The organism is Pseudoalteromonas sp. 2CM32C, assembly GCF_023161925.1.
GTDB lineage: Bacteria > Pseudomonadota > Gammaproteobacteria > Enterobacterales > Alteromonadaceae > Pseudoalteromonas > Pseudoalteromonas marina.
In genome coordinates, this window is the sequence record NZ_JALNTI010000003.1 from 72,829 (window position 1) to 97,442 (window position 24,614).

Below are 24,614 nucleotides of genomic sequence, written 5' to 3' on the forward strand. Positions count from 1 at the left end.
ACTTCTGTAGCTGCGCTTTTTTGTTTTTACATAAATTTACTTTATTTCAACAATAAAGCGCTTACAACGATGTTACTGTGCGCGTTTTTTTGCCATTATAGGCGGTGATTTAATTACGAAGGAACATCGCGGTGTATTTAAGCTATTTTGGCCTGAACGAAAAACCTTTTTCGATTTCGCCTAACCCTCATTATTTATTTTTAAGCGAGCGCCATAAAGAAGCCTTAGCACACTTAACCTATGGATTGGGTGAAGACGGTGGTTTTGTATTACTAACGGGCGAAGTAGGCACCGGAAAAACAACAATTACCCGCAGCATGCTAGAGCAATTACCTGAAAACACACAAGTAGCGATGATTCATAATCCTGCGCTGTCAGAACTTGAGTTGTTAGCCAGTATTTGCGATGAATTGAAAATTAGTTATGACGCACAAAATGCGACGCTTAAAAGTTTAACCGATATAATAAAAAAACACTTAGAGAGTAATAATAAGGCGGGTGGCCATACTATTTTAATTATTGACGAGGCACAGCTTCTTGCCCCCAATGTGCTTGAGCAACTTCGTTTATTAACTAATATAGAAACCGACCACAAAAAGCTATTGCAAATCGTGCTTGTAGGTCAGCCAGAACTTCAAGATTTACTAAAACGTAATGAGTTAAGGCAGCTTGCTCAACGGATCACCGCGCGTTATCACTTATTACCTTTAACACAAGGCCAAACAGTGGCGTATATCAAGCACCGGTTACACATTGCTGGGTGCGATAAAGGATTGTTTTCGATGGATGCAATGCAGATGGTTCATAAAATGACAGGCGGTATACCTCGCTTGATGAACCTAGTGTGTGAACGAGCTTTAGTGGGTACTTTTTCGAAGCAGCAACTTGTTGTAGATGCTGAAATTGTTAAACAATCTGCGCAAGAATCACTACCTTCTGACTTTGTTGCAACAACGAATAAGCCTGAGCAGTCGCCATCGATTTTAATTTATTGCTTTGCTTTCGGCGCTTTGTTTGCCGCAGGTATTGGGCTTTCCTTTATTTTATAGTTAGGTGATTTATGTCTTATTTATTAGATGCGTTAAAGCAATCTCAACAAGCTGATATGAGCGCCGAGCAATACGATTTACAGTCGGAGCAGTTAAAACAGCAACAAGCACTCGCTCGCTACCGCCGTATCGCCTTTGTTTTGGGGGGCAGCTTGGCGGCCTTTGTAACGGTGGCGGCCGGATTTAGTTTTGGTAAATGGGTCCAATCACCTGGCTCTGTTGAACCCTCAAATGTAGTTAGCACTCAAAGTAATGAACAAGTAACGACTGAGTTACAGACAGCAGCATTACCTGCCACTGAACAAGCTGAGGTGAATGTAAAGCCTAAACCTGAAAAAGCGCCAAGCAACACCGCAACTATTGAAGGGCAGTTAGTGCACGTGCAAACACCCACGGGTATTCAGCAAATGTTGTTAACACCAACTGGGCAGTATATTCCAATGCCATCAACAGGTGCAGCCAGTGGCATCCAACAAACTTTTAATCAACCTTCGCTTGTAAATACGCAAAATTATAATCAGCCAAACCAAGGTCAACTTAATTCAAATACACAGCTAACTTATAACCAAGGCGGTTTTGAACAAACTCAAAGTACGTCGTCAGCAACTATTGATATGAGTAAATATAAAGTGTTGGGTAAGCCAATTAGTGGTGTAACGCAAGCTGAACCTAAAAGTGACCCTGAGCTTGATGCTGTGCCAACTACACTAAAAAATGCGTTTGCGCAGGCAGTGCAAGATGTCGATAAAAACCAAGATTATGAGGTAACTCAGGCCTCTAAATCGTCATCTCGAGTAGAGCCTGTAGAATTGTTACCAGATGGCCTACAAGCCATGCTACCTAGCATAAAGTATCAAGCACATATCTATTCATCAAGTGCAGATAAACGCTGGATAAAGTTAAATGGGCGAGAGCTTCACGAAGGTGAGAGCATTGGTGCATTAATGGTAAAAGAAATTACACCTGAGCAAAGCGTAATAGATTTTGACGGTTACGAGTTTAGTTTAAAAGCCTTGCAGGATTGGCCAGAGTAACAAAAAGTATAAGCTCAATGAGTAAGTAACATTGAGCCTATATTGACTATTTAAGGTAATACAGAGTTTTTGTAAAAGCGCTCTAAATCAATGTTGAAGTCGCTGGCTTTTACGGTTGTTTCGAGTGAGTCTTCAATTCGCTTGTTCGACAAATCAATATCGAGCACTTCTGTATAACGACTGTGCTTCGCACTATAAAAGGTTTTAACAATCGGCTTTAATGGCATCGCGGGATTACTTTCTGTCACAAGCCCGACTTTCTGGCTTGAAAGCTTCACTAATGTGCCTACAGGGTGAATTCCAATACACTGAATAAACTTAGTTAGCAACTCGCCGTCAAAGCTATTAGGGCAGCCATCTTTTAATATTTTAAATGCCTTAATGGGTTCCATGCCCGATTTATAAACTCGCTCTGCTGTTAGGGCGTCGTATACATCTACAATAGAGGCCATGCGAACATACTGGCTTATTTCATTTCCTTTTTTACCAAAAGGGTAACCAGTTCCGTCTATGCGTTCATGGTGCATGCCTGCAATATCTACAGCAATACCAGTTAAACCTGACTCTTCCAAAATTTGTTTAGAGTAAACCGCATGCTGCTTCATTATTTCAAATTCGGCTTCGGTTAAGCGCCCTGGCTTATTGAGGACTTCATCTGGCGTTTTTATTTTACCAATATCATGCAGCAGCGCACCTGTGGTGAGCTCTACAATAATGTTTTTTTCAATATTAAGGTGCTTTGCAAAAATCCCCATTAAGATAGATACGTTTATAGAGTGCTCTAGTAAGTAAGCATCTTTTTGGCGCATTTGCGTGAGGCAGGCTAGGGCGTCTTGGTTTCTAAAAACTGAATCCATAAAACCAGTAGCAAGCTCTCTAAATGGAGCAATATCAATGTTCAGGCCGGACTTTATATCTTTAAATGCTTTTATTTGCAGCGTTTTAGCTTCGTCATAAAGCTTTTTAGCTTTATTCATTTCTTGAGCTGCATTATGCGTTTTTTGCCAAGGATCGCGTTTTATTTTTGTGGCAGGTGTTTTGGTTTGTTCTTTTTCAGGTACTGTTTTGGTGAGTGTTTTATCTGGGTCGATTTCGACTTCTAAAATACCCGCTTTAATAAGCTTATCAATACTCGTTTGGGTTTTTACCCAGCCTTGGCTTTTTATTTTTACTCTGCCAGTTTGTTTTGTGACGCTTTGCACAAACATACCAGGGAGTAATTTAGAAACAGGGAGCTTTTTCAATTTAACTACTTAACTAATAAATCTATATTGAAAATAGCAAACTTTACGAACTTTAAATAGAAAAAAGGCACCAAAAGATGCCTTTAATAAACATTATAAGTAATTAGTATTAGCTTAATTAATCATCATCTTCAACTAAGGTCATCAAGGATGTATTACCACCTGATGCCGTTGTATCTACACTAATTGTTTTTTCAGTAATGAGACGCTTGATTAATGTGTCGTAATATTCAGAACTGATCACAGGTAATATAGCGCCCTTACGTTGTGCAAGTTGCTGGCTGAAGTAACCTAAACGCGACGAACGCGCTGCAACAACTGCACCTGCTAAATGAGGGTGACCCAAAATAGCTTGTAACTGATTAGGTTTAGCTACCTGAAATACCCCTTCGGCAACACCTGTGGCAATAAACTTCTCTCTGAATGCTTCAGCTTCTTCGTAAAACATTTCAGAGGCAACTGTAATTACCGTATTACCCGCAGCTAATGCAGTGATAATAGATAACGCCCAAAAGTTAAAAGAGGTACTCTTATCTGCATAACAAACAACACAGCCGCGAGCTTCTAAGTGAAGCGTGTTAGACTCACCCGTTGGCCCAGGCAATGTTGTAAATTTACGCATGTGCTTTTCAAGGCGGTTTAGCTGTGCACGCGCATCGGCTAGCGTTAAAGCTAAATCGTCAGCAAGGTCATCAATAATTTCAACCGTAGCAATTTTGGCTAGTAGCTGACGAACAGCAGATACACGATCGTTTAGCGGGGTTGCTCGCCAAATTTTTTCATCGCGCATTGAATTAGCCATTAGCTTTTCTACTTGAGCATTTGCGCCACTGTAGTGGTGTAAATCAAGCTCATCTGGCGTTAGGTTTGTCATTTGTACGTTTTCTGGCGATGCTTTTTCTTTCACCAAACGTTGTAGATAGTTAGGGCCACCGGCTTTAGGACCCGTGCCCGATAGGCCTCGGCCACCAAATGGCTGCACACCAACAATTGCGCCTATCATGTTACGGTTTACGTATACATTTCCCGCACGAGACATTTTAGCAAGATACTCGCAACGCTCTTCAATACGTGAATGCACACCCATTGTTAAACCGTAACCTGTATTGTTTATTTGATCAATTACGTCATCAAGTTGATTCGCTTTGAAGCGAATAATATGAACACATGGACCAAATACTTCGCGCTTAAGTACAGAAAGGTCTTTTATTTCGTAAAGGCGTGGCGCAAAGAAGTACGCACCATTTTCACTGTTGTCCGGAATTTTACATTCGTAATGAAGTGTTGCGTTGCCTTTTAAATACTCAACATGGTTTGTTAAGTTTTTAAGTGCTTTTTCATCGATTACAGGTCCTACATCGGTAGATAACAATGATGGATCGCCAATGTGTAATTCAGCCAAAGCACCTTTAATCATTTCAATGATGCCGTCGGCTACGTCTTCTTGAATAAACAATACACGTAGAGCTGAACAGCGCTGACCAGCGCTTTGGAAACCAGAACTTATAACATCATCAACTACTTGCTCAGGCAGTGCTGTTGAGTCAACAATCATACAGTTTTGACCACCTGTTTCGGCGATTAATGGCACTTGTATGTCGTTTCGTGCTGCAAGCGTTTGAGAAATTAATGTGCCGGTTTCAGTTGAACCTGTAAACATAACTGCTTGAATGCGTTCATCAGGAACAATTGTTTTACCCACTTCACTACCGCGTGCGATAACAGGTTGAACAACGTGCTCTGGTAAACCCACAGATAGCATTAGTTCAATTGTACGCAGTGCAATTAAGCTTGTTTGTTCAGCCGGTTTGGCAATAACAGTGTTACCCGTAACAATGGCAGCAGCCACTTGGCCTAAAAATATAGCGAGTGGGAAGTTCCATGGACTAATACACAGAATTACACCCCGTGCTTCAAAGCGCTCATCTTCTGAGAGTTCTTCGGCTCGTGCAGCGTAGTAACGACAAAAGTCGACTGCTTCACGTACTTCGTCTATGCCATCTTGAGCTACTTTACCCGCTTCTTTGATACAAATAGCAACGAGCTCGTCGTGATGACGTTCTAAAATATCAGCAATGCGGCGTAATAAATTAGCGCGGTCTTTAACCGGTGTTTGCGACCATGACTCAAACGCTGCTTCTGCATTAGCAAGTAGTGTTTTCATCTCATCGCCGCTTTGTAGTTTTACATGGCCGATGATTTCTTTATGGTTTGCTGGGTTTTTAACAGCAAGTGATCCATCAGGGACTTGGCTTTGATCTATTAGGTGCTCGCTAAACCAGTTGTCTAGGTTGTCTTTAAACGGGGTAATTACGTTTATATCGGTTAAATCCATGCCTTTAGAGTTGGCGCGTTCTTCGCCGTATAAATCAATTGGCATTTTAATTTGCGTGTTGTATTTGTTGCGGAGCCCTTGCAGCGTTTCTACCGGATCTGGCAGCAGTGTTTCTACCGGTTTAGAGGTATCAACTATGGCATTTACAAACGATGAGTTTGCACCATTTTCAAGTAAACGACGCACAAGATACGCCAGTAGGTCTTCGTGTTGGCCAACGGGAGCGTATACACGACACTGAATTTTCTCTGCATTTACAATTTGGTCAAATAATGATTCACCCATGCCGTGTAAACGTTGGAATTCAAATCCGGTGTTATCGCCTTTAGCCACTTCTAGAATAGTTGCTGCAGTGTATGCATTGTGCGTTGCAAATTGTGGGTATAGCACATCACGTGCTTCTAGCATTTTAATTGCACATGCTTTATATGATACGTCGGTTGTCGCTTTTCGGGTGAATACAGGGTAGTGATCTAAACCATCTTGCTGTGTAGTTTTAATTTCAGTATCCCAATATGCGCCTTTAACTAAGCGCACCATTAGTTTACGACCTACACGTGTAGCAAGCTCTGTTAGCCACTCAATAACAAAAATCGCACGTTTTTGATACGCTTGAACAGCTAAGCCAAACCCTTGCCAGCCATCTAAATCTTTATCGCTAAATACGGCTTCGATAATATCCAGTGAAATATCTAAACGGTCAGCTTCTTCTGCATCAACGGTAAAACCAATGTCGTACTGTTTTGCAGCCAGAGCAAGCTCTTTTAGCTTAGGTACAATTTCAGCCATTACACGGTCTTTATGCGTAAATTCATAGCGCGGATGAATAGCAGAAAGCTTTACAGAAATACCTGGGCTTTTAATAGGGCCACGGCCATTTGCCGCTTTACCAATTGAGTGAATGGCATTCATATAGCTGTCAAAGTAGCGTTTAGCATCTTTACTTGTGCGCGCGCCTTCACCCAACATATCGTAAGAATATACATAGCCTTTTTGCTCTGTGTCGGCAGCACGTTCAATTGCTTCGTTTATGGTACGACCCATAACGAATTGCTTGCCCATAATTTTCATTGCAAAGTTTACAGACTTACGAATAACAGGCTCACCTAAGCGACCAATGGTTTTTTTAAGCATACCAAACTGTTGGTCTTTGGTTTTATCTGTGTAGTTAACCATTTTACCAGTTACTAATAGGCCCCAAGATGATGCATTTACGAATAAAGAGTCGCTACTGCCTAAATGAGAGCTCCAATCACCTTTTGCTAACTTGTCGCGAATAAGGGCTTCTTGGGTTTCTTTGTCTGGTACACGAAGCAACGCTTCGGCTAAACACATCAACACTACGCCTTCTTCACTTGAAAGCGAGAATTCATTCAGTAGCGCATCTACACCGCCTTGACCATCTTGTTCTTTACGAATGTTTAAAACAATTTGGCGGGCTCTTTCCCAGGCACGGCTTCGTGCTTTAACGCCTACTTCTGCAAGCGGTAAAATATGATCGATAACCGCATTTTCGTCTATGCGGTAAAAGTCACGGATTTTTTGTCTTATAGGACAGTCAGTTGTTAAATCGCCGTTGAATAACATAAGCAACCCTTAGCAGTGTTAAGATTTAAAGTAAATTTAATTACCAATAAAATACCAGTGATATTGAGAGTGCATTCTAATTAAAATTCAGCAGAATATGCTGGTTAAATTTGTCGATTTACGATAATTTACAGGGCATAAATTTAACTTATCCGCATAAAATTCTGTATGACAAATCCAAATAGATTACGCATGCTAGATCGCATTGATTTAGCAATTTTAGACGTTTTGCAAAAAAACGGCAGAATTTCTAACGTTAACTTAGCAAAACAAGTTAATTTAAGCCCAAGCCCATGCCTTGATCGCGTAAAGCGATTAGAGCAAGAAGGCTATATTGAGGGTTATTATGCTAAATTAAGCGAAGCTAAGTTAAACCAAAGCTTAGTGGCTCATGTTCAAGTGTCGTTGGTTACCTCAAATACTGCTGTATTTAAAGTATTTAAAGAACACATATTAAAAATGGAACAAGTTGTAGAATGTGACATGGTTGCAGGCGGTTACGACTACTTATTAAAAATACGTGTATCTAACATGGAAGAGTACAGGCAAGTGTTGGGTGACTTAGTTGATATCCCCGGTGTAGGCACACACCATACTTATATGGTTATTGAAAAAGTAAAAAAAGACAAAGGGTTATTAATCGAAATTTAATCCCACCTATTTAAAGCATACAAAATAATGCTTGTATGCTTTAGTATTCATAGTTGCCCAACTTCTTTCCCTTTTGTTTTCTAATACCTTAATTTCATACTTTTAATTTATATAAAAATAAATAGTACTGCCTTTGTTTTGCCCATACAATGCGCAAAATAGCATGCACATCTTTAATTAAAGTACCGTTTTTTCTGCAATTTTTAATTGGGAAGGTAAACTGTAAATAATGTGCTTTTTAATTTTAAGGTTTTTTTAATGATTGAGTATCCGGTAGATCAGCTTCCACAACTCATAAACGACTTACTGCAATGCGACACCACAGAACGTAAGAATAAACTGTTGATCGACGCACAAAGCACACTTTCTACAGAGCATCTATCTTTATTGTTTGAAGCAATACCCAAAGAGCAGCGACTCGAAATTTGGCAATTACTTGACGAAGATACACAGCATGAAATTTTTGTAAATTTAAGCCCTGACAGTTGTTTATGGTTACTGCAAACACTTGATGACAGTGATGCATTTAAATTACTTGATGAAGTAAATGTAGAAGAGCTACTCGAATTAGAAGAAGTTATACCAGAGCGATTTGTCGACTATGCAAAAAAGCAGCTAGATGAAGCGCAAACCAAGCAGTACGATTTAGCACAGCAATACCCACCAGAACAATTAGGTCACTGGCTAGGTTTTGATATTTTAAAGGTGTCTGACAAGTTAACAGCTGGTGGTGCAAAAAAACTTTTATTCAAAGGTGTACCGCAATACAGCGAAGTTATTTATTTAGTGACCCGCAAAGGCAGTTTAATTGGTGAAGTGGCCATTAACGATCTTATCAAAGCACACGATAACGATAATTTAATGACACTGGCAAATCATGATTTTTCATCATTGCATGCAGACGATGATTTATATGAAGCTGCTGAAGTCGTAATTCACTCTGAGCAAATGGCTATGCCGGTTGTAAATTCAGATAATAAATTATTAGGGCGATTAACAATTGCCTCTGCTTATGAACTTCGCCAAGAAATAACCGATGAAGCCACCGCAAAGGCCGGTGGTTTACGAGAGGACGAAGATTTATTTGCCAGTGTACGAAAAAGTGCCAAAAACCGTGGTATTTGGCTAGGTATAAACTTGGCCACTGCATTTTTAGCATCGTGGTTCATTGGTTTATTTGGCGCCACTATAGAACAAGTGGTTGCTTTAGCGGTGCTTATGCCGGTTGTAGCCTCAATGGGAGGAATTGCGGGTAGTCAAACATTAACCGTTATCGTGCGTGGTTTGGCTTTGGGGCAGGTGACTGATTCAAACCGCAATGCGTTACTTAAAAAAGAACTAAGAGTCGGGGCTGTTAACGGTTTAGTGTGGGCATTTGTAATTGGTTTACTCACCTACTTATGGTTTAACGATTTGATGTTAAGTGTAACGATTACAGTCGCTATTTTATTAAACTTAGTAGCGGCCTCGCTCGCGGGCGTTGTAATACCATCGATTTTAGACAAAATGAAAATAGATCCAGCGTTATCTGGCTCTGTTATTTTAACAACGGTTACCGACATTGTTGGGTTTGTGACCTTTTTAGGTTTAGGCAGTTTGTTGCTGCTATAAACTTTTTAACAGGAAAATAAAATGACGTTTGATGTCATGATTTGGTGTGCTATTGCTCTGTGTATTTCGCAATCGGCAATATTTTCGGGCTTGAATTTGGCGTTCTTTTCGTTAAGCCGATTACAGCTTGAAATGGAAAGTTCAAAAAGAAACGAAGCGGCAATTAAGGTTATGGCACTTCGTAACGACTCTAACTTTTTACTAGCAACCATTTTGTGGGGTAACGTGGGTATTAACGTTTTACTCACGTTGCTCTCTGATTCTGTATTAATGGGCGCTAGCTCGTTTTTATTTTCAACGATTGCGATTACGATAATCGGTGAGATAACACCTCAAGCTTATTTTTCTCGTAATGCATTAAAAATGGCGAGTATGCTTTCGCCATTAATAAAGTTTTATCAAGTTTTGTTTTATGTTGTTGCTAAACCAACGGCCTTGGTACTTGATGCATGGCTGGGCAAAGAAGGTATTACCTATTTTGCTGAAAGCGAGCTTAGAGGAATAATACGTAAACACATTGAGGCAGAAGAAGCTGATGTGCAACATGTTGAAGGTATTGGTGCACTTAACTTTTTTAGCTTAGACGAAATCAGTGTAACTAAAGAAGGGGAAATAATTGATCCAGATTCTATAATCTCTTTACCTACTAAACTTGATTTACCTATTTTTCCTGAACTGACATTATCAGCCGATAATGAGTTTTTACGTAAATTACACAAATCGGGCTATAACTGGGTAATTTTGACTAACAACGATGGGTGGCCGTTATTAGTGGTTGATGCAGATGGTTTTTTACGGTCAGCATTATTTGAGCCAGATATTTTTGACCCTTACCATTTTTGCCACAGACCTATTATTGTAACGGATGAAACACTGCGTTTAAGTGAGGTTATTTTAAAAATACGCGCAAATCATTCGCTCGATAAATCGTTTGATGGTGCTATTGATCACGACGTTGTGCTGGTATGGGGTGATGAGAAGCGTATTATTACTGGTGCTGATATATTCGGTCGTTTATTAAAGGGAATGAATGCGCCAAAGTTAGAGATGAACGAAAATAAAGAAGTACAGCCGCTGGCAAAATCGTAAGTTAATCTATTTTTTTATAGTTAAGCCAGTGCTATATATGCATAGCTCAATATTTGATATGCGAATAAAAAAGCCGCTAATAGCGGCTTTTTTATTGAACAACATTTATTCAATTAATTTATGCCCAGCCTTCGTAACGCTTACGGCGCGACAAAACAATGGTTAAAATAATTCCCAAAAACAACCCTAAAAATGCAATCGCACCGCCGTAGGTAAGTAGTTGTCGTTTTTCTTTTGAACTAGCGGCTTCTTTTTGCGTGCGTTCTTGCGCGAGTGTTGTTTGCAGGCTTGTAATTTTCGCAGATAATTGCAGGTTTTGATCGGTTAAAGTTTGGTTTTGTTTTTGTAGCTGTGGCAGCTCTATTTGAGCAAGGCGTAAATTTTCCTGCATGGTGCTCATTTCGCTGCTTAAAGCTTGGTATTGCTGATGTAACCCAGGTGTAGTAGAGATAAATTTAGTTTCAATCCAACCTTCACGGTCTTTGTCGTCTTTTATTTTAATGAAGCCGTTTTCTTCGCTAGATAGTACGGTTATTTTTGTTCCTGCGTCTACAGAGCCAAGTAGTCGATAATTTTTGCTCGCGCCTGAACGCATAAATGTATACAAATTATCAATAACGTAAGCGGTATTTGCATCTGATGAGCTCGCTGTTTGTGCTTCATCTTGTGCGTAGCTTATAAACGTAGTGGCTGTTAAAAGTAGCCCGAATAAACAATGTTTTAGCATTTATCTACCTTGTTGTTCTTACTGAGTCCGTTATGAACATGGTTTTTTAATTCACATATAATGCAAGATAGTAGGGATTTAGCCTTTTAAAAGCAAGGCTGATATTGTAACCCTGACATGATTAAAGCACTTAATAAGCCTAAAAAATTTGCATTGTTAGAGCGCTTTGTTTATTTTGACCACTTATTTATTTTAAAGGTAATCCGCAGACCGAATGGATACTGAGATAGAACTGAAATTTTTGGTATCAGATGCCGTTGTTCCACTGATCCCCTCACTAATTACTCAATTTGCTAAAACGGTTATAAATAAACCATCGCGTAGTTTGCAAAATGCCTATTATGATACGCCAAGCCGTGAACTACGAGCTCTTGATATTGGCTTTAGAACCCGTTGTTCTGACAATCAGTGCGAACAAACTATCAAGCTTGCCGGCGAAGTTGTAGGGGGCCTTCATCAGCGCCCAGAATATAACTTACCTATTGATTCCAGCCGCCCTAATTTAATGGCGTTTAGTGCTGATATTTGGCCACATGGCATGCAAGTAGATGCAATTTCACAAAATTTGTACCCTATTTTTAGCACTAACTTTATTCGCCGTACGTGGTTAATTGAAACGCAAGCTGGTGCAAAAATTGAAGTGGTGCTTGATAAAGGCGAAATTGCGGCCTCGGGTCAAGTTGAGATGATCAGCGAGCTGGAAATAGAATTAATTGAAGGCAGCCGCAATGAGCTGTTTGCTTTGGCTGATATTTTAGTTAGCCAAAACTGTATTCGACTCGGTTTGTATTCAAAAGCAGCACGCGGCTACCGTTTAGCCGACGACAATCCGCTTAAGCCTAGTAAGTCGATTGGCTTTGTTAAGCTTCCTCGTTCTGCAACTCAAGAAAGCGCTTTAAAAGAAGCAATGAACTTTGGTATTCGGTTTGTGCAAAAGCATGAGCAGTGTTATTTCGATAAACCGAGTTTAAAAACCTTAAAAAGGGTGACTGATGGTATTAGTTTAATTCGCCATACTTTTTGGTTGTTTGACGATATAGTTTCTAAAGACAGTACCGAACAGCTTCGTACCGAGCTTAAGTGGCTTTTGAGTGAGTTAGCATGGGTAGAAAATGCAATTCAGTTAAAAACTTATACGTCAAAACGCCATGCATTTTATAAAAAAATAAATGCGGCGCCAGCTTTGGCGCAAGTTATTAACGATTTAAAAGAGCTGCAGCCTAGTATTGATGACATTAATGCGCTTTTTCATAGTGCTCGTTATAATCGTTTATTGCTCTCGTTAACAACGTGGTTGATTGACAAGCAATGGCGAAAAGATTGGGGGCAGGTAGAGCTCCAAGCTGCAGAAAATCCAGTGTCTTCTATTGCTGAAAGATTGTTTAATAAAGATTGGAAAAACCTGCATCAATTATTGCCTAAAGAGCAAACGCTTGGTGTAGTTGACTACCTTAATTTACGAATGCAGCTTGAAAACAGCTTGCTAAGTGGTAATTGCTTAGGATCGATGTTCGATAAAGAAGAACGTCTTGAGTTTAGGTTGCCGTGGTTAGATATTTCGCATGGTGTTTATGAACTCAGTACCCTAGAGTACTTAAAGCAATTATGCGCAGGTCAAGACGATGAGCAACTTGCAAAAATTCAATCTTGGCTGGAGCAAAAGTCTGAATATTTAGTCAGTGCAATGGAGCAAAGTAGACTTGCTTCGTATGACATAGCGCCTTATTGGCAAAAATGATGATAAAGCACTTTTGTAAGTTAACCCCTATGCAAAAGTGCATTAGTTTATTAATTATTTTGTTAAGCTTTAATACTTACTCTGAGCCCCGTTGGCAATTATACAAAAACGAGCAAGGAGTAAACATTGAATATCAGGAATTCTCTGATGATACGTTTATTGTAAAAGGTCAGCTTAATATTGAAGATGTAACAGCCAATGACTTTTTAGATTTATTAAGTGATACGCGTATTGCTTCAAGCTGGCTTGAAAACACGTCTAAAGTACGTGTAATTAAAGCTTTAAGCCCTTCAGAAAACCTTGTTTATAGTTATATCGACTCCCCTTGGCCAGTGGCAAACCGTGATGCCGTTACCTATTCGTGTTACTCAAGACTCTCCCCTCAGCAAACCAAGCTTTCTATTGAATCGCGTCCTAAAGAGTTACCATTAACTAAGCGGGTAGTTAGAATAAAAACGCTAAACGCACATTGGTTACTTACACAAAAGGGCGAAGATTTAAATGTTGAGTATCAGGTTTACGCTTTACCAGGGGGAAATATACCAACGTGGCTATACAATAAAGTGGGTCTTAAAAGTACCTTCAAAACGCTCGTTAATTTACGGACAATGTTAGAAACTAAAAGCTACACCGCAATCGAACCGGTTATTAAAGTTGGAAGTTGTAATTTACGCGAACTAACCGTTAAATAAGTTATTGTAAAACTGGAAGGTTGTTCACCTATAAATGACTCAGGTACGCCATTTATAGGTGGTTGATCAATATTTTAATATTTGGCTGCTTTAGAATCTTTAGGCAGTGAGTTTTGTATAAACTCCCTTAAGTCGTTATTTGAGCTTTCTAAATCAGCATGGCGAAGGTACATCATGTGCCCACTTCTGTAGCCTTTAAAGCTTAGACGGTCTTTCATTTTTCCACTTGGGTCTAATTGCCACATTGTGTATTTGGCATCAAAGTAATTAGTTGCACCATCGTAATAACCCGCCTGTACCATTACATTCAAGTAAGGGTTTTGAGCCATCGCAAGACGGAGGTTTTCACCAGTATTATTGCCACTTCTATCCCAAGGATGAACGTTGCCAAATAAGTTATATTTGATGTCAGTTTTATAGTTTAACTCCTCGCGTAGGTAGTAATTAATCGCTGGCGTAAAGGAGTGCAACCATGAAGTCAGCTCTGCCCAGTAATCAGGTGAGTCACCAGCATCGCGTTTGTCTATACCAAGGTAGCGAGAGTCTAAACGGCCGACTGTTTGTCCTCGGTCACGCAATAATTCCTTCCAAAAGTATTGTGTAGGGATATCGAGGTTGTTTTGATCGACAAAGGTTTCTGAAAGGCCTGCATACTCAGCCATTTTTTTAATAATACGACGCTTTTCGTCTTGCGCTAAAAAACCGCCCTTTGCTAATGCGGGTATTAGTTCATTTAAAGTAAACTGCTCAACTTCAGGAAGGAGTTCATCTAAGTCCTTTGCTTGTAAGTCGGCGATTAGTGCTTTGTGATACCACGCTGTGGCTGCAAAATACGGCAAGCGATTTGCCGCTTTAACGGGGCCTTCGCGTTTGATACCAATGTCTGTTGGTGACACTAATACAACACCGTTGATATACATCCATTGGCTATTTTGTAATTCATGTGCAAGGCCTGATACGCGTGTTGTGCCATAACTTTCGCCAATTAAAAACTTTGGAGAGCGCCAACGCTCTGTTCTATTTACAAAAGTATTTAACCACTCGCCAAGGTATTTAATGTCGGCGTTAACACCAAAAAACATGTCTTTTTGTTGAGCTTTAGAAAGCATTTCGCCTTTTTCGTTTTCAATAACTCGCGAATAGCCAGTATTTACTGGGTTTACGTAAACAATATCGGCAACATCAAGCACAGAGTAAGGGTTGTCTTTTACACCATAGGGCTGAATAGGATAGCCTTCATCATCAATTTTTAATACGCGAGGGCCTGTGTAGGCTAAGTGCATCCAAACTGAGGCTGAGCCAGGGCCACCATTAAAAGAAATGAGCAACGGGCGTTTGGCTCTATCATCAACTTTATCGCGCGTGTAATACGTGTATTGTAGTGTAGCAACGGCATCACCTTTGTTGTCCCATACGGGTTGAGTGCCTGTGGCAACCGTATAATTAAAGCGTTGACCATTAATTTTAGCTTTGTGTTGGGTGACTACTTTACTGTCTACATCAATACGGCGTTGATTATCAGCATCAGCAAGCGGGCTGAGCATTAATGCAAAAACCGTGATTGGTAAAATACGACTAAGCTTCATGGGGAGTCCTTATTATATTTGATAATGTATTAAAGATAAAAATAAGTAAAATAACAAAAGTAATGAGACTAGCTGCCGATATTATTGGTTGAGTTAATTAACATAAGCCGATAAGTAAAATAATCAGTTATTTATGGTGTAAATTTTTGTTTAATTATTTAGCTAAGAATTAAAATCGGGTATATTTGCCATCATGCTTGTTTTTATTACAATTATTGATTTACAAGCTGGTTAATGGAATGTGCTTTAGTATTTAAAGCGTTAAATAACAATGGCTCTGGGATGTTTTTTATTTACTTATTTTTGCTGCTTAAAGTGTGGTACCAGTAAGTTTTATTATTTTGTGTTTGCAGCAGATGTTGCAAAAATAATGAGAACAAAGAGAAGGTCTATGCAAAGAGTATTAGTGGTTGAAGACAGTAAAGTAGTCCAGCAGGTTTTACGCCACTTAACCGCCCAGTATTTAGATGTTGCCGTTGATTTTGCCTGGTCATTAGCTGAATGCCAGGAGCACGTAGAAAAGTATGACTATTCCCTAGCACTTGTTGACTTAACTCTCCCCGATGCCCCAAATGGCGAAGTTGCCAAATATACACTTTCTAAAGCAATTCCTACGGTTGTGCTTACATCAAAGATAGACGAGTACAAACGTCAGCAAATGCTAGAAGATGGTGTGGTAGATTACGTTATAAAAGATAACCGTGATTCTTATCATTATGCCGTTAAATTGGTTTCTCAACTTTTAAGAAACCAAGGTTGTAAGGCATTAATTGCGGACGATTCTATGTTGAGTCGTTCGTTAATGAAGCAAATGCTCGAAAAGCAATTGTTTGATGTAAGCACCGCGAATGACGGCCAGCAAGCGCTTGAAATATTAAAAGCTGATCCAGATATAAAGCTGCTAATGACCGATTACGCCATGCCAACAATGGATGGCTTTGAGCTAGTTAAAGCAGTTCGTAATTTTAGAGGCCGAGACGATTTAGCTGTAATTGGTTTATCTGGAGCGGGCAAGCACGGTTTATCAGCACGCTTTATAAAATATGGCGCAAACGACTTTTTGACTAAACCCTTTATGAATGAAGAGTTTCATTGCAGGGTGTTGCAAACAATGGAGCAGTTATCACTGATTGCAGATATCAAAGAAAGTGCTTTTAGAGATCACTTAACCGGTTTATACAATCGACGTTATTTTTATCAATATGCTGAAAAGTTATTAAAAAATCAAAATCAAAATAATACGCTAGCGCTACTCGACGTAGACTTTTTTAAAAATATAAACGATACATTTGGTCACGAAGGCGGCGATCAGGCGCTTAAGCAGGTTGGGTCTCTTATTCGCTCAACTTTTGCAAAATTTACTGTAGCAAGGGTGGGTGGTGAAGAATTTGCCATTGTTCTACCTGATATCGATTTAGCCAGAGCACGCGAATATTTAGAAGCGTTTAGAAAAAAAATGGCGAGTTACGATTTTTCTATTAGTGACAAGTCTTGCACGATAACAGCGAGTATTGGGCTTGCAGAGTTTCAAAATACCAATTTAAAAGATGCAATGCGTGTTGCCGATAAAGCGTTATACGAAGCAAAAAGCAAAGGCAGAAACTGTATCGGGTAACTGTTTATATTATAGCGCAATTTGGGGGTCGTTTTTATATGTGCACCAATGTAGCTGAGTTGTTAAAAAAACGCACCTAAATGGTGCGTTTTTTTTATGGTGAGTTTAGTTTTAAAGATTAAGTTGTTGTTTTTAAATTAAATTAAATAGTGGCACAAAGGTTGGATTATGTTACCCAACAGGATAACAATAAAGAGTCCGAGGGGGCCGCTATGAAAATGATTAGTGCAATCATAAAACCATTTAAATTAGACGATGTGCGTGAAGCGCTCGCTGATTTAGGAATTGAGGGGATGACTGTAGTTGATGTTAAAGGTTTTGGACGTCAACGAGGTCATACAGAGCTATATCGTGGTGCAGAGTACCAAGTCGATTTTATTCCAAAGATCAAACTTGAAATTGCAACTCGTACAGAAAATTGTCAGCGCGTTGTTGAAGCAATCACAAAAATTGCATCAACAGGCAAAATTGGTGACGGCAAAATTTTTGTGTACGACTTAGATCAAATAGTTCGTATCCGTACTGGCGAACTTGACGAAGAGGCAATTTAAGAGGGGCTTATGGAAAATACAATTGTAGAACTTAAATTTTCACTCGATACATTTTACTTTTTGATATCGGGTATATTAGTTATGTGGATGGCTGCTGGTTTTGCCATGTTAGAAGCGGGCTTAGTTCGTTCTAAAAACACCACTGAAATTTTAACTAAAAACATCGCGCTTTATTCAATCGCGTGTACCATGTTTTTGTTAGTTGGTTACAACATTATGTATGTAGACAACGCTGAAGGCGGAATTATGCCATCACTGGGCGCGTTAATTGGTACGCAAGCTGCTGATGCCGACCACTCTTTAGAGTCTGACTTTTTCTTCCAAGTAGTTTTCGTTGCAACAGCCATGTCAATTGTATCTGGTGCGGTTGCTGAACGAATGAAACTATGGGCTTTCTTAGCATTTACTGTTGTTTTAACTGGTTTTATCTACCCAATGGAAGGTTACTGGACATGGGGCGGTGGTTTCTTGTCTGAAATGGGCTTTGTTGATTTTGCAGGGTCTGCCATTGTTCATGGTGCAGGTGCAGCAGCAGCACTCGCTGGTGTAATTTTACTAGGTGCTCGTAAAGGTAAATACGGAAAAAATGGTGAAGTTTACCCAATTCCAGGTTCTAACTTACCGCTTGCAACTTTAGGTACATTTATTTTGTGGATGGGTTGGTTTGGTTTTAACGGTGGTTCACAGTTATTACTATCTGATAAAGAAAACGCAACGGCTGTAGGTCAAATCTTACTTAACACTAACGCGGCTGCGGCAATGGGTGCAATTGCAGCACTATTTGTTTGTAAAGTATTATGGGGCAAAGCTGATTTAACAATGGTACTTAACGGTGCGTTAGCGGGCTTAGTTGTTATTACTGCAGACCCTCTTTCACCTTCTCCATTAATGGCTTGTCTACTAGGCTTACTAGGCGGTTCATTAGTTGTATTTAGCATTATAGCTCTAGACAAAATTAAGATTGATGACCCAGTAGGTGCTATTTCTGTACACGGTGTATGTGGTGCACTAGGTATTATGCTGGTTCCACTTTCAAACGGTGATGCAAGCGTTGTTAATCAGTTAATCGGCTTAGTAACTATATTGGCATTTGTTTTTGTAGCGTCACTTATTGTGTGGGCTATATTAAAATACACAATGGGTATACGTGTTACAGAAGAAGAAGAGCTTAACGGTATGGATCAACACGACTGTGGTGTAGAAGCTTACCCTGAGTTTGTATCTGTTCGTAATAACTAAATTTATATAGTGTGTTCATCAAAGCTCTACTTTAGGTAGAGCTTTTTTCGTTTCAGGGAAGGTTAATTTTTCAGGTGTTAGGGTTATGGCCAATATGCTAAGCTCCCCTTTGTAAATAAACCGTTGGAACACATTACACTTACATGGCTGATAATAAAAAAACACCTAGTAGTAAACCCCCTTCAAAGCGTGCAACGAAAGCAAGCAGTTCGCCACGTAAAGCTAAACCCAAATCCACAAAAAAAACGGCAACTACTGTTGTTAAACGCTCATTTATGAGAAAAACATGGTCAGTTTTTTGGAAGCTAAGTTTGGCTGTTTTTATTGCTATGGCCATGTACTTTATTTATTTAGATTCAAAAACCACACGTGTATTTGAAGGAAATAAATGGCAACTCCCCGCTCAAGTGTATGCGCGTGCAATGCAGTTTTACCCTGGGCAATTCTTATCACGTCAAGAAGTAGAATTTGAGCTCGAACGTCTAAATTATTCATCTGTTAATAGGCTCAGCCGGACCGGCCAATACGTAAAAACGGCCGATAGTATTAAAATTTACCGACGAGAGTTTGAATTTTATGATGGGCTGGAGAAGTCTAAGATTGTTGAACTGCGTTTTGCAGGACAAAAGGTAGCCTCTGTAAAAGATAAATTTGGTAGGCGCTTGAACAACGCTCGATTAGAACCTGTTCAAATAGCCCGCATTGGTAACGATTCGAAGCAAGATAGAGAATTTGTTCCCCTTGATAAGTTTCCTGCTATGTTAAAAGACACTTTGCTAGTAGTGGAAGACCGTAATTTTTATGAGCACCACGGTGTATCTGTTTTTTCTATTTTACGCGCTCTATATACCAATATTAGAGCAGGGCGAACAGTCCAAGGCGGTAGCACGTTAACGCAGCAACTCGCTAAAAATATATATTTAACCCGTGAACGTTCGCTGCTGCGAAAAATCAATGAGGCGTTTATTGCGCTTATTCTTGATTATCGTTACTCAAAAGACCAAATATTAGAAGCCTACTTAAACGAGGTTTATTTAGGTCAATCTTATAACCAAGGCGTGCATGGCATGGGCTTGGCGTCTGAGTTTTATTTTTCAAAACCAGTAGATGAGCTTGAATACGATCAAATAGCGTTGCTAGTAGCGATGGTGAAAGGGCCGTCATATTACAACCCTCGCCGCTACAAAGAGCGCACTATGGAGCGTCGCGATTTAGTACTTCGCCTCATGGTTGAAAATAAATTAATAAGCACAAAAGAATACCGAGCATCACTTAAGCGCTCAATTGACATTGCGCCAATGAAAGAAAGTTTACAAAAATCATACCCAGGGTATTTAGAACTGGTGAACCGTGAATTAAATAAATTACTACCCGATCAGCAGATACTAGATGCTGGGGTTAGGGTGTTTACTTACTTTGATTTACAAAAACAAACAGCAATGGAAAACTCGGTTGAGAAAAGCTTACCTTATTTAGAGAAACGCCCTAAAACAGATAAGCTTGAGGTTGCTATGATCTCTGTAAATTCAGATAAAGGTGGCGTATCGGCCCTTGTAGCAGGGCGTGACGTTCGATATTCGGGCTTTAATAGAGTGCTGGATACAAAGAGAAATATAGGGTCTTTAGTTAAGCCCGCAGTTTATTTAACAGCACTACAATCACCAAATTATAATTTAGCCACATTACTTGATGATTCGCCGTTACAGGTAACAAACGAAGAAGGTAATGTATGGCAGCCTGAAAATTTTGATCGCCAATACCGTGGTGCAATCCCGCTTTATCAAGCATTTAGTAATAGTATTAATATACCTGCTGTTAATTTAGGCTTAGATATAGGAGTGGATAAAGTTGCAAACACGCTTAAATCACTCGGAGTGGAAGATCAAATAGATGAATACCCGTCTTTACTCTTAGGTGCTTTAGAGTTATCTAGTTTTGATGTTGCCCAGCTTTACACCACCATAGCAAATGACGGTGAGTATAAGAAGTTAACGTCCATATCAGCACTTACTGACTCTGTAGGTAACGTGCTATACAAACATCAAGTAAGTGCAGAGCCTCGTTTTGATGAAGCCTCTGTGTACATGACCAAATATGCAATGAAGCGTGTAACGAAAGACGGCACAGCAAAGCGGTTAAACTTACACTTTCCGTCTATTCAACTAGCCGGTAAAACAGGGACTAGCAATGATTTACGTGACAGCTGGTTTGCAGGGTTTGATCAAAACACGGTAACCGTTGCATGGCTTGGCCGCGATGATAATAAAAGCACCGGTTTAACTGGCAGTGTCGGGGCGCTAGAAGCCTATATCCGTTATTTAAAACCACTCAACCCACAAGCCATTGCCGATACTCGCCCCCCTTCAATCCGTTGGGCCTTTGTAAACGAGCACACAGGTAAACAAGCTCCTCCAGGATGTGGCAAAGTGATACAGCTCCCATTAAGAGTGAGTGAATTTGAGCCAAGGCCTCGCTGTATAAAATGATAACTCAAATAACAAAGCCGCTATTTAGCGGCTTTGTTATTTATAGATATTTAGAGCTATAGATATTAAAAGTTAAGACTTAAAAAAGCGCATTGACGTTGTTAAATCATTCGATAAGCGTGAAAGCTGCTCGGCGTCTTGCAGCGTTGATTGAGCTGACACTAATGTATGATCAGCTAAGTTATTAACTTCTTGCGAGTCATTAAGTGCCTGAGTCGTCGCGTTGGCTTGCTGTTTAACTCGTTCAGCGATGACTTCGCCTTGATGCTTTATATCACCCATACTACTTTCTGCACTTTGCAGTACTGTATTTGTTTGGTTTGCGGCTTCGACAGATAACTCCATTTTTTCAACGCTTGAACGCATTTTAACTTGTGTATCGTCAGATGCCTTTTGCAGTGAGCTAATAATTTGGTGAATTTCTTGTGTTTGTGTTTGTGTGCGTAATGCAAGTGTTCTTACTTCGTCTGCAACTACCGCAAAACCACGTCCGTGTTCACCCGCTCTAGCTGCTTCTATTGCAGCATTGAGTGCTAATAGGTTTGTTTGGTCGGCAATTTCACTGATCCCTTTACTTACTTTACTAATTTCTTGGCTATCTTGAGCTAGTCGGTCAAGTGCTTGCTGACTTTCGGTAAACTCCATTTTTAAATCTTGCATGTATTGAGCAAGCTCCATGGTATTGCTCGACCCCTGTTTTACATGCTCAGCGGCATTTTGTGCAGTAAGTGTTGCCTGATGGGCTGATTCTTCAATTGTATGTGCAGTTTGCGCCATGTCACTTAATGCATGGCTAATTGCATTTACCCGTGTTTGCTGTTTTATTACGTCGTCACTGGTTTGACTGCTGGCATGCGAAAGAGACTGAGTGGCATCGCATAACTCTTTGGTGCTGGCTTTAACATCTGAAAGTAGATGTGAAAAGGCATTGAGTAGGGCGTTGTATTGCTCAGCAATAACGCTCATTTCGTCATTCCCGATTGAGTTAAGGGTTGCCTTTAAGTCACCGTTAGCTGCTTTAGTGGCTGCTTTAGTGAAGCGACTTATGGTGTCAACGACTGCAAAATAAAACCCAACCATTAAATAAAGAGCAAACAGTAAACTTATTATAGAGGCGATCAGAACAGTGTTTCTGGTCCACTGCTGGGTTTGTATTTTATTACTAATTAACGATTCTAGAGTTGGAATACTGATGTTGATTAAAGCGCTAATATTTTTTTGAACATTGTCAGTGAGTGCTGAAAATTCACGCTGAGTTAACTCTATGTCGTCGGGTTCCAGTAGTTTTTTATCTATCGCGTTCTTAAATGCTGAGACTGATTTTTGTAGTTCATTTAAAGTGGGAGAGAGCGCTTTATTTACCGATTTATCCGCTGACGTTGCAATAGCTAGTGTTTTTAAAAGTTGCTGCTCAAATTGGGGTAACGATTTACTTAGGTTTGAAAGTGCAATAAAGGTATCTGGAGTAAATTGGTTATTGTTCAGTACTGTATTTGCGCTCGCGGCGGTTAGGTTTATTTGAGTGATAAAAGCAGGGACACGGGTTACCAATGCACGATTTAAATAGGCGCTGGCAAGTTCGCTATCTAGCGCTAAATTAGATTGAATAGACACAAGCTCAAGTACATCGTCTACTTCGCTGTCTTTAATTTTAAAGCCCAGTGAGCGTGCCACATTTATATTTTTATCGGTTGTCCCTTGTATTTCATTGGTAAGTATTGCCCGATAGCCTTTTAAACCTTGCTGTTCCATTTTCGACACATCAATACTTTTACTCAATAACGACACCAAAAAAAACATGCTTAGTGCAAGTGGGATCAAGAGAATGCCAAACGTGATGCTTATTTTAGTTTTGTATTTTAGATTCGCCATTAAGCGCATTGCAGGCGCAGCTAACTGCCGTAATCCAGACATAAGACTCTCTTGTATTTAATAAAGTAGGGTGAAGATAAGTAGACCTTGTTATGCTTAATTATCATTCAATTATATCAATTTACAAATAAAAAAAGCCCTTAAAGGGCTTTTTCAATCTTTAGTATTGATTGCCTGTTTTAAAAGTAGGTATATAAACCCCGTTTAGGCAATACTTGCGATTAAAGCTTTGCGAAACAGCGCTCTGCTGCAGCTATAGTTTCTTGTACTTCCTGTTCCGTGTGCGCAGCACATACAAAACCAGCTTCAAATGCTGATGGCGCAAGGTATACGCCTTCTTCAAGCATAAGATGGAAAAAGCGTTTAAAACGCGCTAAGTCACACTCAGTCGCTTGTTTGTAAGTGGTTACCTTTTCAGCATCAGTAAAGAAAAAGCCATACATGCCGCCCGCGTAGTTTGTTGTAAGTGCGATACCTGCTTTTTTAGCGCCTGCTTCAAAGCCTTCACATATTGCTTTTGAAATAGCTTCTAGTTTGTCGTGTAATCCAGGCTCACTTAATAGCTCTAATGATTTTAAACCTGCAGCCATAGCTATTGGATTACCAGACAGTGTTCCGGCTTGATATACTGGGCCAACAGGAGCAATGTAATCCATAATTTCAGTTTTGCCGCCAAATGCGCCTACCGGCATGCCGCCGCCTATTACTTTACCTAAACATGTTAGGTCAGGTTTTATGTTGTAATACGCTTGTGCACCACCAAGAGCTACACGAAAACCGGTCATTACTTCGTCAAAAATAAGCACCGATTTGTATTCATCACATACTGCGCGCAGGCCTTCTAAAAAGCCTTCAACAGGTGGAATACAGTTCATGTTACCCGCTACCGGCTCAACGATAATACAGGCAATTTCGTCAGCGTATTTTTCAAAAATAGCTTTCACTTCTTCAATGTTATTAAACGATACTGTTAATGTGTGTTTAGCAAAGTCTTCAGGAATACCTGGTGAATTAGGCACGCCCATAGTTAAAGCACCTGAGCCCGCTTTAACTAAAAGTGAGTCGGCATGGCCGTGGTAACAGCCTTCAAATTTAAGAATTTTGTCACGATTAGTAAAGCCACGCGCTAGGCGAATTGCGCTCATAGTTGCTTCGGTACCTGAGCTAACCATGCGTACTTTTTCTATTGAAGGTACAAGCGCTTTTACTTTCTCAGCCATTAAAATTTCAGCTTCAGTTGGCGCGCCATAGCTAAGGCCGTTTTCAACTGCTTCATGAACCGCTTGTTTTATAGCAGGGTGATTGTGGCCCATGATCATTGGGCCCCACGAACCTACGTAATCGATATAACGATTACCATCGGCATCAAAGGTGAATGCACCTTCTGCTTTTGTGATAAATAATGGTGTGCCACCTACGCCATTAAAAGCGCGCACTGGTGAGTTTACGCCACCAGGAATAGAGGTTTGAGCGCGTTCAAATAAGTCTTGGCTAATTGTCATGAAAAA

At 39.9% G+C, this 24,614-nt stretch carries 17 protein-coding genes and 1 pseudogene; 11 read left to right on the plus strand and 7 right to left on the minus strand.

What is annotated here, in order from left to right; translation table 11 throughout:
- Positions 1–131 precede the first annotated feature (131 nt).
- The gene (locus MTF67_RS07340; protein WP_010556976.1) at positions 132–1,049 is read left to right on the plus strand and encodes an AAA family ATPase; all 918 of its coding nucleotides are present in this window, start codon (positions 132–134) and stop codon (positions 1,047–1,049) included.
- 11 nt (positions 1,050–1,060) lie between these two features.
- Positions 1,061–2,083, plus strand: coding sequence for a general secretion pathway protein GspB (locus tag MTF67_RS07345; RefSeq protein ID WP_248519161.1), 1,023 nt, complete (start codon positions 1,061–1,063; stop codon positions 2,081–2,083).
- A 50-nt stretch (positions 2,084–2,133) separates the two neighbouring features.
- Here MTF67_RS07345 and MTF67_RS07350 read toward each other — a convergent pair whose 3' ends face one another.
- Positions 2,134–3,327, minus strand: coding sequence for an HD-GYP domain-containing protein (locus MTF67_RS07350; RefSeq protein ID WP_248519162.1), 1,194 nt, complete (start codon positions 3,325–3,327; stop codon positions 2,134–2,136).
- Between the two features lie 118 nt (positions 3,328–3,445).
- Complete coding sequence (putA, locus tag MTF67_RS07355) at positions 3,446–7,249, minus strand: bifunctional proline dehydrogenase/L-glutamate gamma-semialdehyde dehydrogenase PutA (RefSeq protein ID WP_248519163.1); 3,804 nt, start codon at positions 7,247–7,249, stop codon at positions 3,446–3,448.
- Between the two features lie 168 nt (positions 7,250–7,417).
- Here putA and MTF67_RS07360 point away from each other — a divergent pair, with 168 nt between their 5' ends.
- The 3 genes from MTF67_RS07360 (at position 7,418) to MTF67_RS07370 (ending at position 10,600) form a co-directional block, all read left to right on the plus strand.
- On the plus strand, positions 7,418–7,900 hold the full coding sequence (locus tag MTF67_RS07360; RefSeq protein ID WP_033035753.1) for a winged helix-turn-helix transcriptional regulator: 483 nt from the start codon (positions 7,418–7,420) through the stop codon (positions 7,898–7,900).
- A gap of 258 nt (positions 7,901–8,158) precedes the next feature.
- Positions 8,159–9,511, plus strand: a complete 1,353-nt coding sequence (locus MTF67_RS07365; RefSeq protein WP_010556981.1) for a magnesium transporter — start codon at positions 8,159–8,161, stop codon at positions 9,509–9,511.
- Positions 9,512–9,532: 21 nt separating this feature from the next.
- On the plus strand, positions 9,533–10,600 hold the full coding sequence (locus MTF67_RS07370) for a CNNM domain-containing protein (protein WP_006791520.1): 1,068 nt from the start codon (positions 9,533–9,535) through the stop codon (positions 10,598–10,600).
- Between the two features lie 118 nt (positions 10,601–10,718).
- Here MTF67_RS07370 and MTF67_RS07375 read toward each other — a convergent pair whose 3' ends face one another.
- Complete coding sequence (locus MTF67_RS07375) at positions 10,719–11,327, minus strand: TIGR04211 family SH3 domain-containing protein (RefSeq protein WP_248519164.1); 609 nt, start codon at positions 11,325–11,327, stop codon at positions 10,719–10,721.
- 214 nt (positions 11,328–11,541) lie between these two features.
- Between MTF67_RS07375 and MTF67_RS07380 the strand changes: the two genes are divergently transcribed.
- The gene (locus tag MTF67_RS07380; protein WP_248519165.1) at positions 11,542–13,065 is read left to right on the plus strand and encodes a CYTH and CHAD domain-containing protein; all 1,524 of its coding nucleotides are present in this window, start codon (positions 11,542–11,544) and stop codon (positions 13,063–13,065) included.
- Positions 13,065–13,757: an START domain-containing protein gene (locus MTF67_RS07385; protein WP_248519353.1), complete on the plus strand. Its 693-nt coding sequence runs from the start codon at positions 13,065–13,067 to the stop codon at positions 13,755–13,757. The genes MTF67_RS07380 and MTF67_RS07385 overlap by 1 nt, the downstream gene beginning before the upstream one ends.
- A 74-nt stretch (positions 13,758–13,831) precedes the next feature.
- Here MTF67_RS07385 and MTF67_RS07390 read toward each other — a convergent pair.
- A pseudogene (locus MTF67_RS07390) lies at positions 13,832–15,356 on the minus strand (carboxypeptidase).
- A 378-nt stretch (positions 15,357–15,734) separates the two neighbouring features.
- Between MTF67_RS07390 and MTF67_RS07395 the strand changes: the two are divergent.
- The 3 genes from MTF67_RS07395 (at position 15,735) to MTF67_RS07405 (ending at position 18,748) form a co-directional block, all read left to right on the plus strand.
- Positions 15,735–16,958, plus strand: coding sequence for a response regulator (locus MTF67_RS07395; protein WP_006791513.1), 1,224 nt, complete (start codon positions 15,735–15,737; stop codon positions 16,956–16,958).
- Positions 16,959–17,170: 212 nt separating this feature from the next.
- Complete coding sequence (locus MTF67_RS07400) at positions 17,171–17,509, plus strand: P-II family nitrogen regulator (RefSeq protein WP_004587162.1); 339 nt, start codon at positions 17,171–17,173, stop codon at positions 17,507–17,509.
- 9 nt (positions 17,510–17,518) lie between these two features.
- A complete protein-coding gene (locus MTF67_RS07405; protein ID WP_008130095.1) occupies positions 17,519–18,748 on the plus strand; it encodes an ammonium transporter in 1,230 nt (409 codons plus the stop codon).
- A 139-nt stretch (positions 18,749–18,887) separates the two neighbouring features.
- Here the strand turns inward: MTF67_RS07405 and MTF67_RS07410 are convergent, their stop codons facing one another.
- Positions 18,888–19,085 carry a hypothetical protein gene (locus tag MTF67_RS07410; RefSeq protein ID WP_248519166.1) on the minus strand — a complete coding sequence of 66 codons (198 nt, stop codon included), beginning with the start codon at positions 19,083–19,085 and terminating at the stop codon, positions 18,888–18,890.
- On the opposite strand from MTF67_RS07410, the gene mrcB reads away from it, so the two are divergent.
- Positions 19,060–21,234 carry a penicillin-binding protein 1B gene (mrcB, locus tag MTF67_RS07415; RefSeq protein WP_248519167.1) on the plus strand — a complete coding sequence of 725 codons (2,175 nt, stop codon included), beginning with the start codon at positions 19,060–19,062 and terminating at the stop codon, positions 21,232–21,234. The genes MTF67_RS07410 and mrcB overlap by 26 nt on opposite strands.
- 72 nt (positions 21,235–21,306) lie before the next feature.
- Here the strand turns inward: mrcB and MTF67_RS07420 are convergent, their stop codons facing one another.
- Positions 21,307–23,148, minus strand: a complete 1,842-nt coding sequence (locus MTF67_RS07420; protein WP_248519168.1) for a methyl-accepting chemotaxis protein — start codon at positions 23,146–23,148, stop codon at positions 21,307–21,309.
- A gap of 179 nt (positions 23,149–23,327) precedes the next feature.
- Positions 23,328–24,608 (minus strand): glutamate-1-semialdehyde 2,1-aminomutase, encoded by a 1,281-nt coding sequence (gene hemL / locus MTF67_RS07425; RefSeq protein WP_248519169.1) that lies wholly within the window; start codon positions 24,606–24,608, stop codon positions 23,328–23,330.
- Positions 24,609–24,614: the final 6 nt, after the last annotated feature.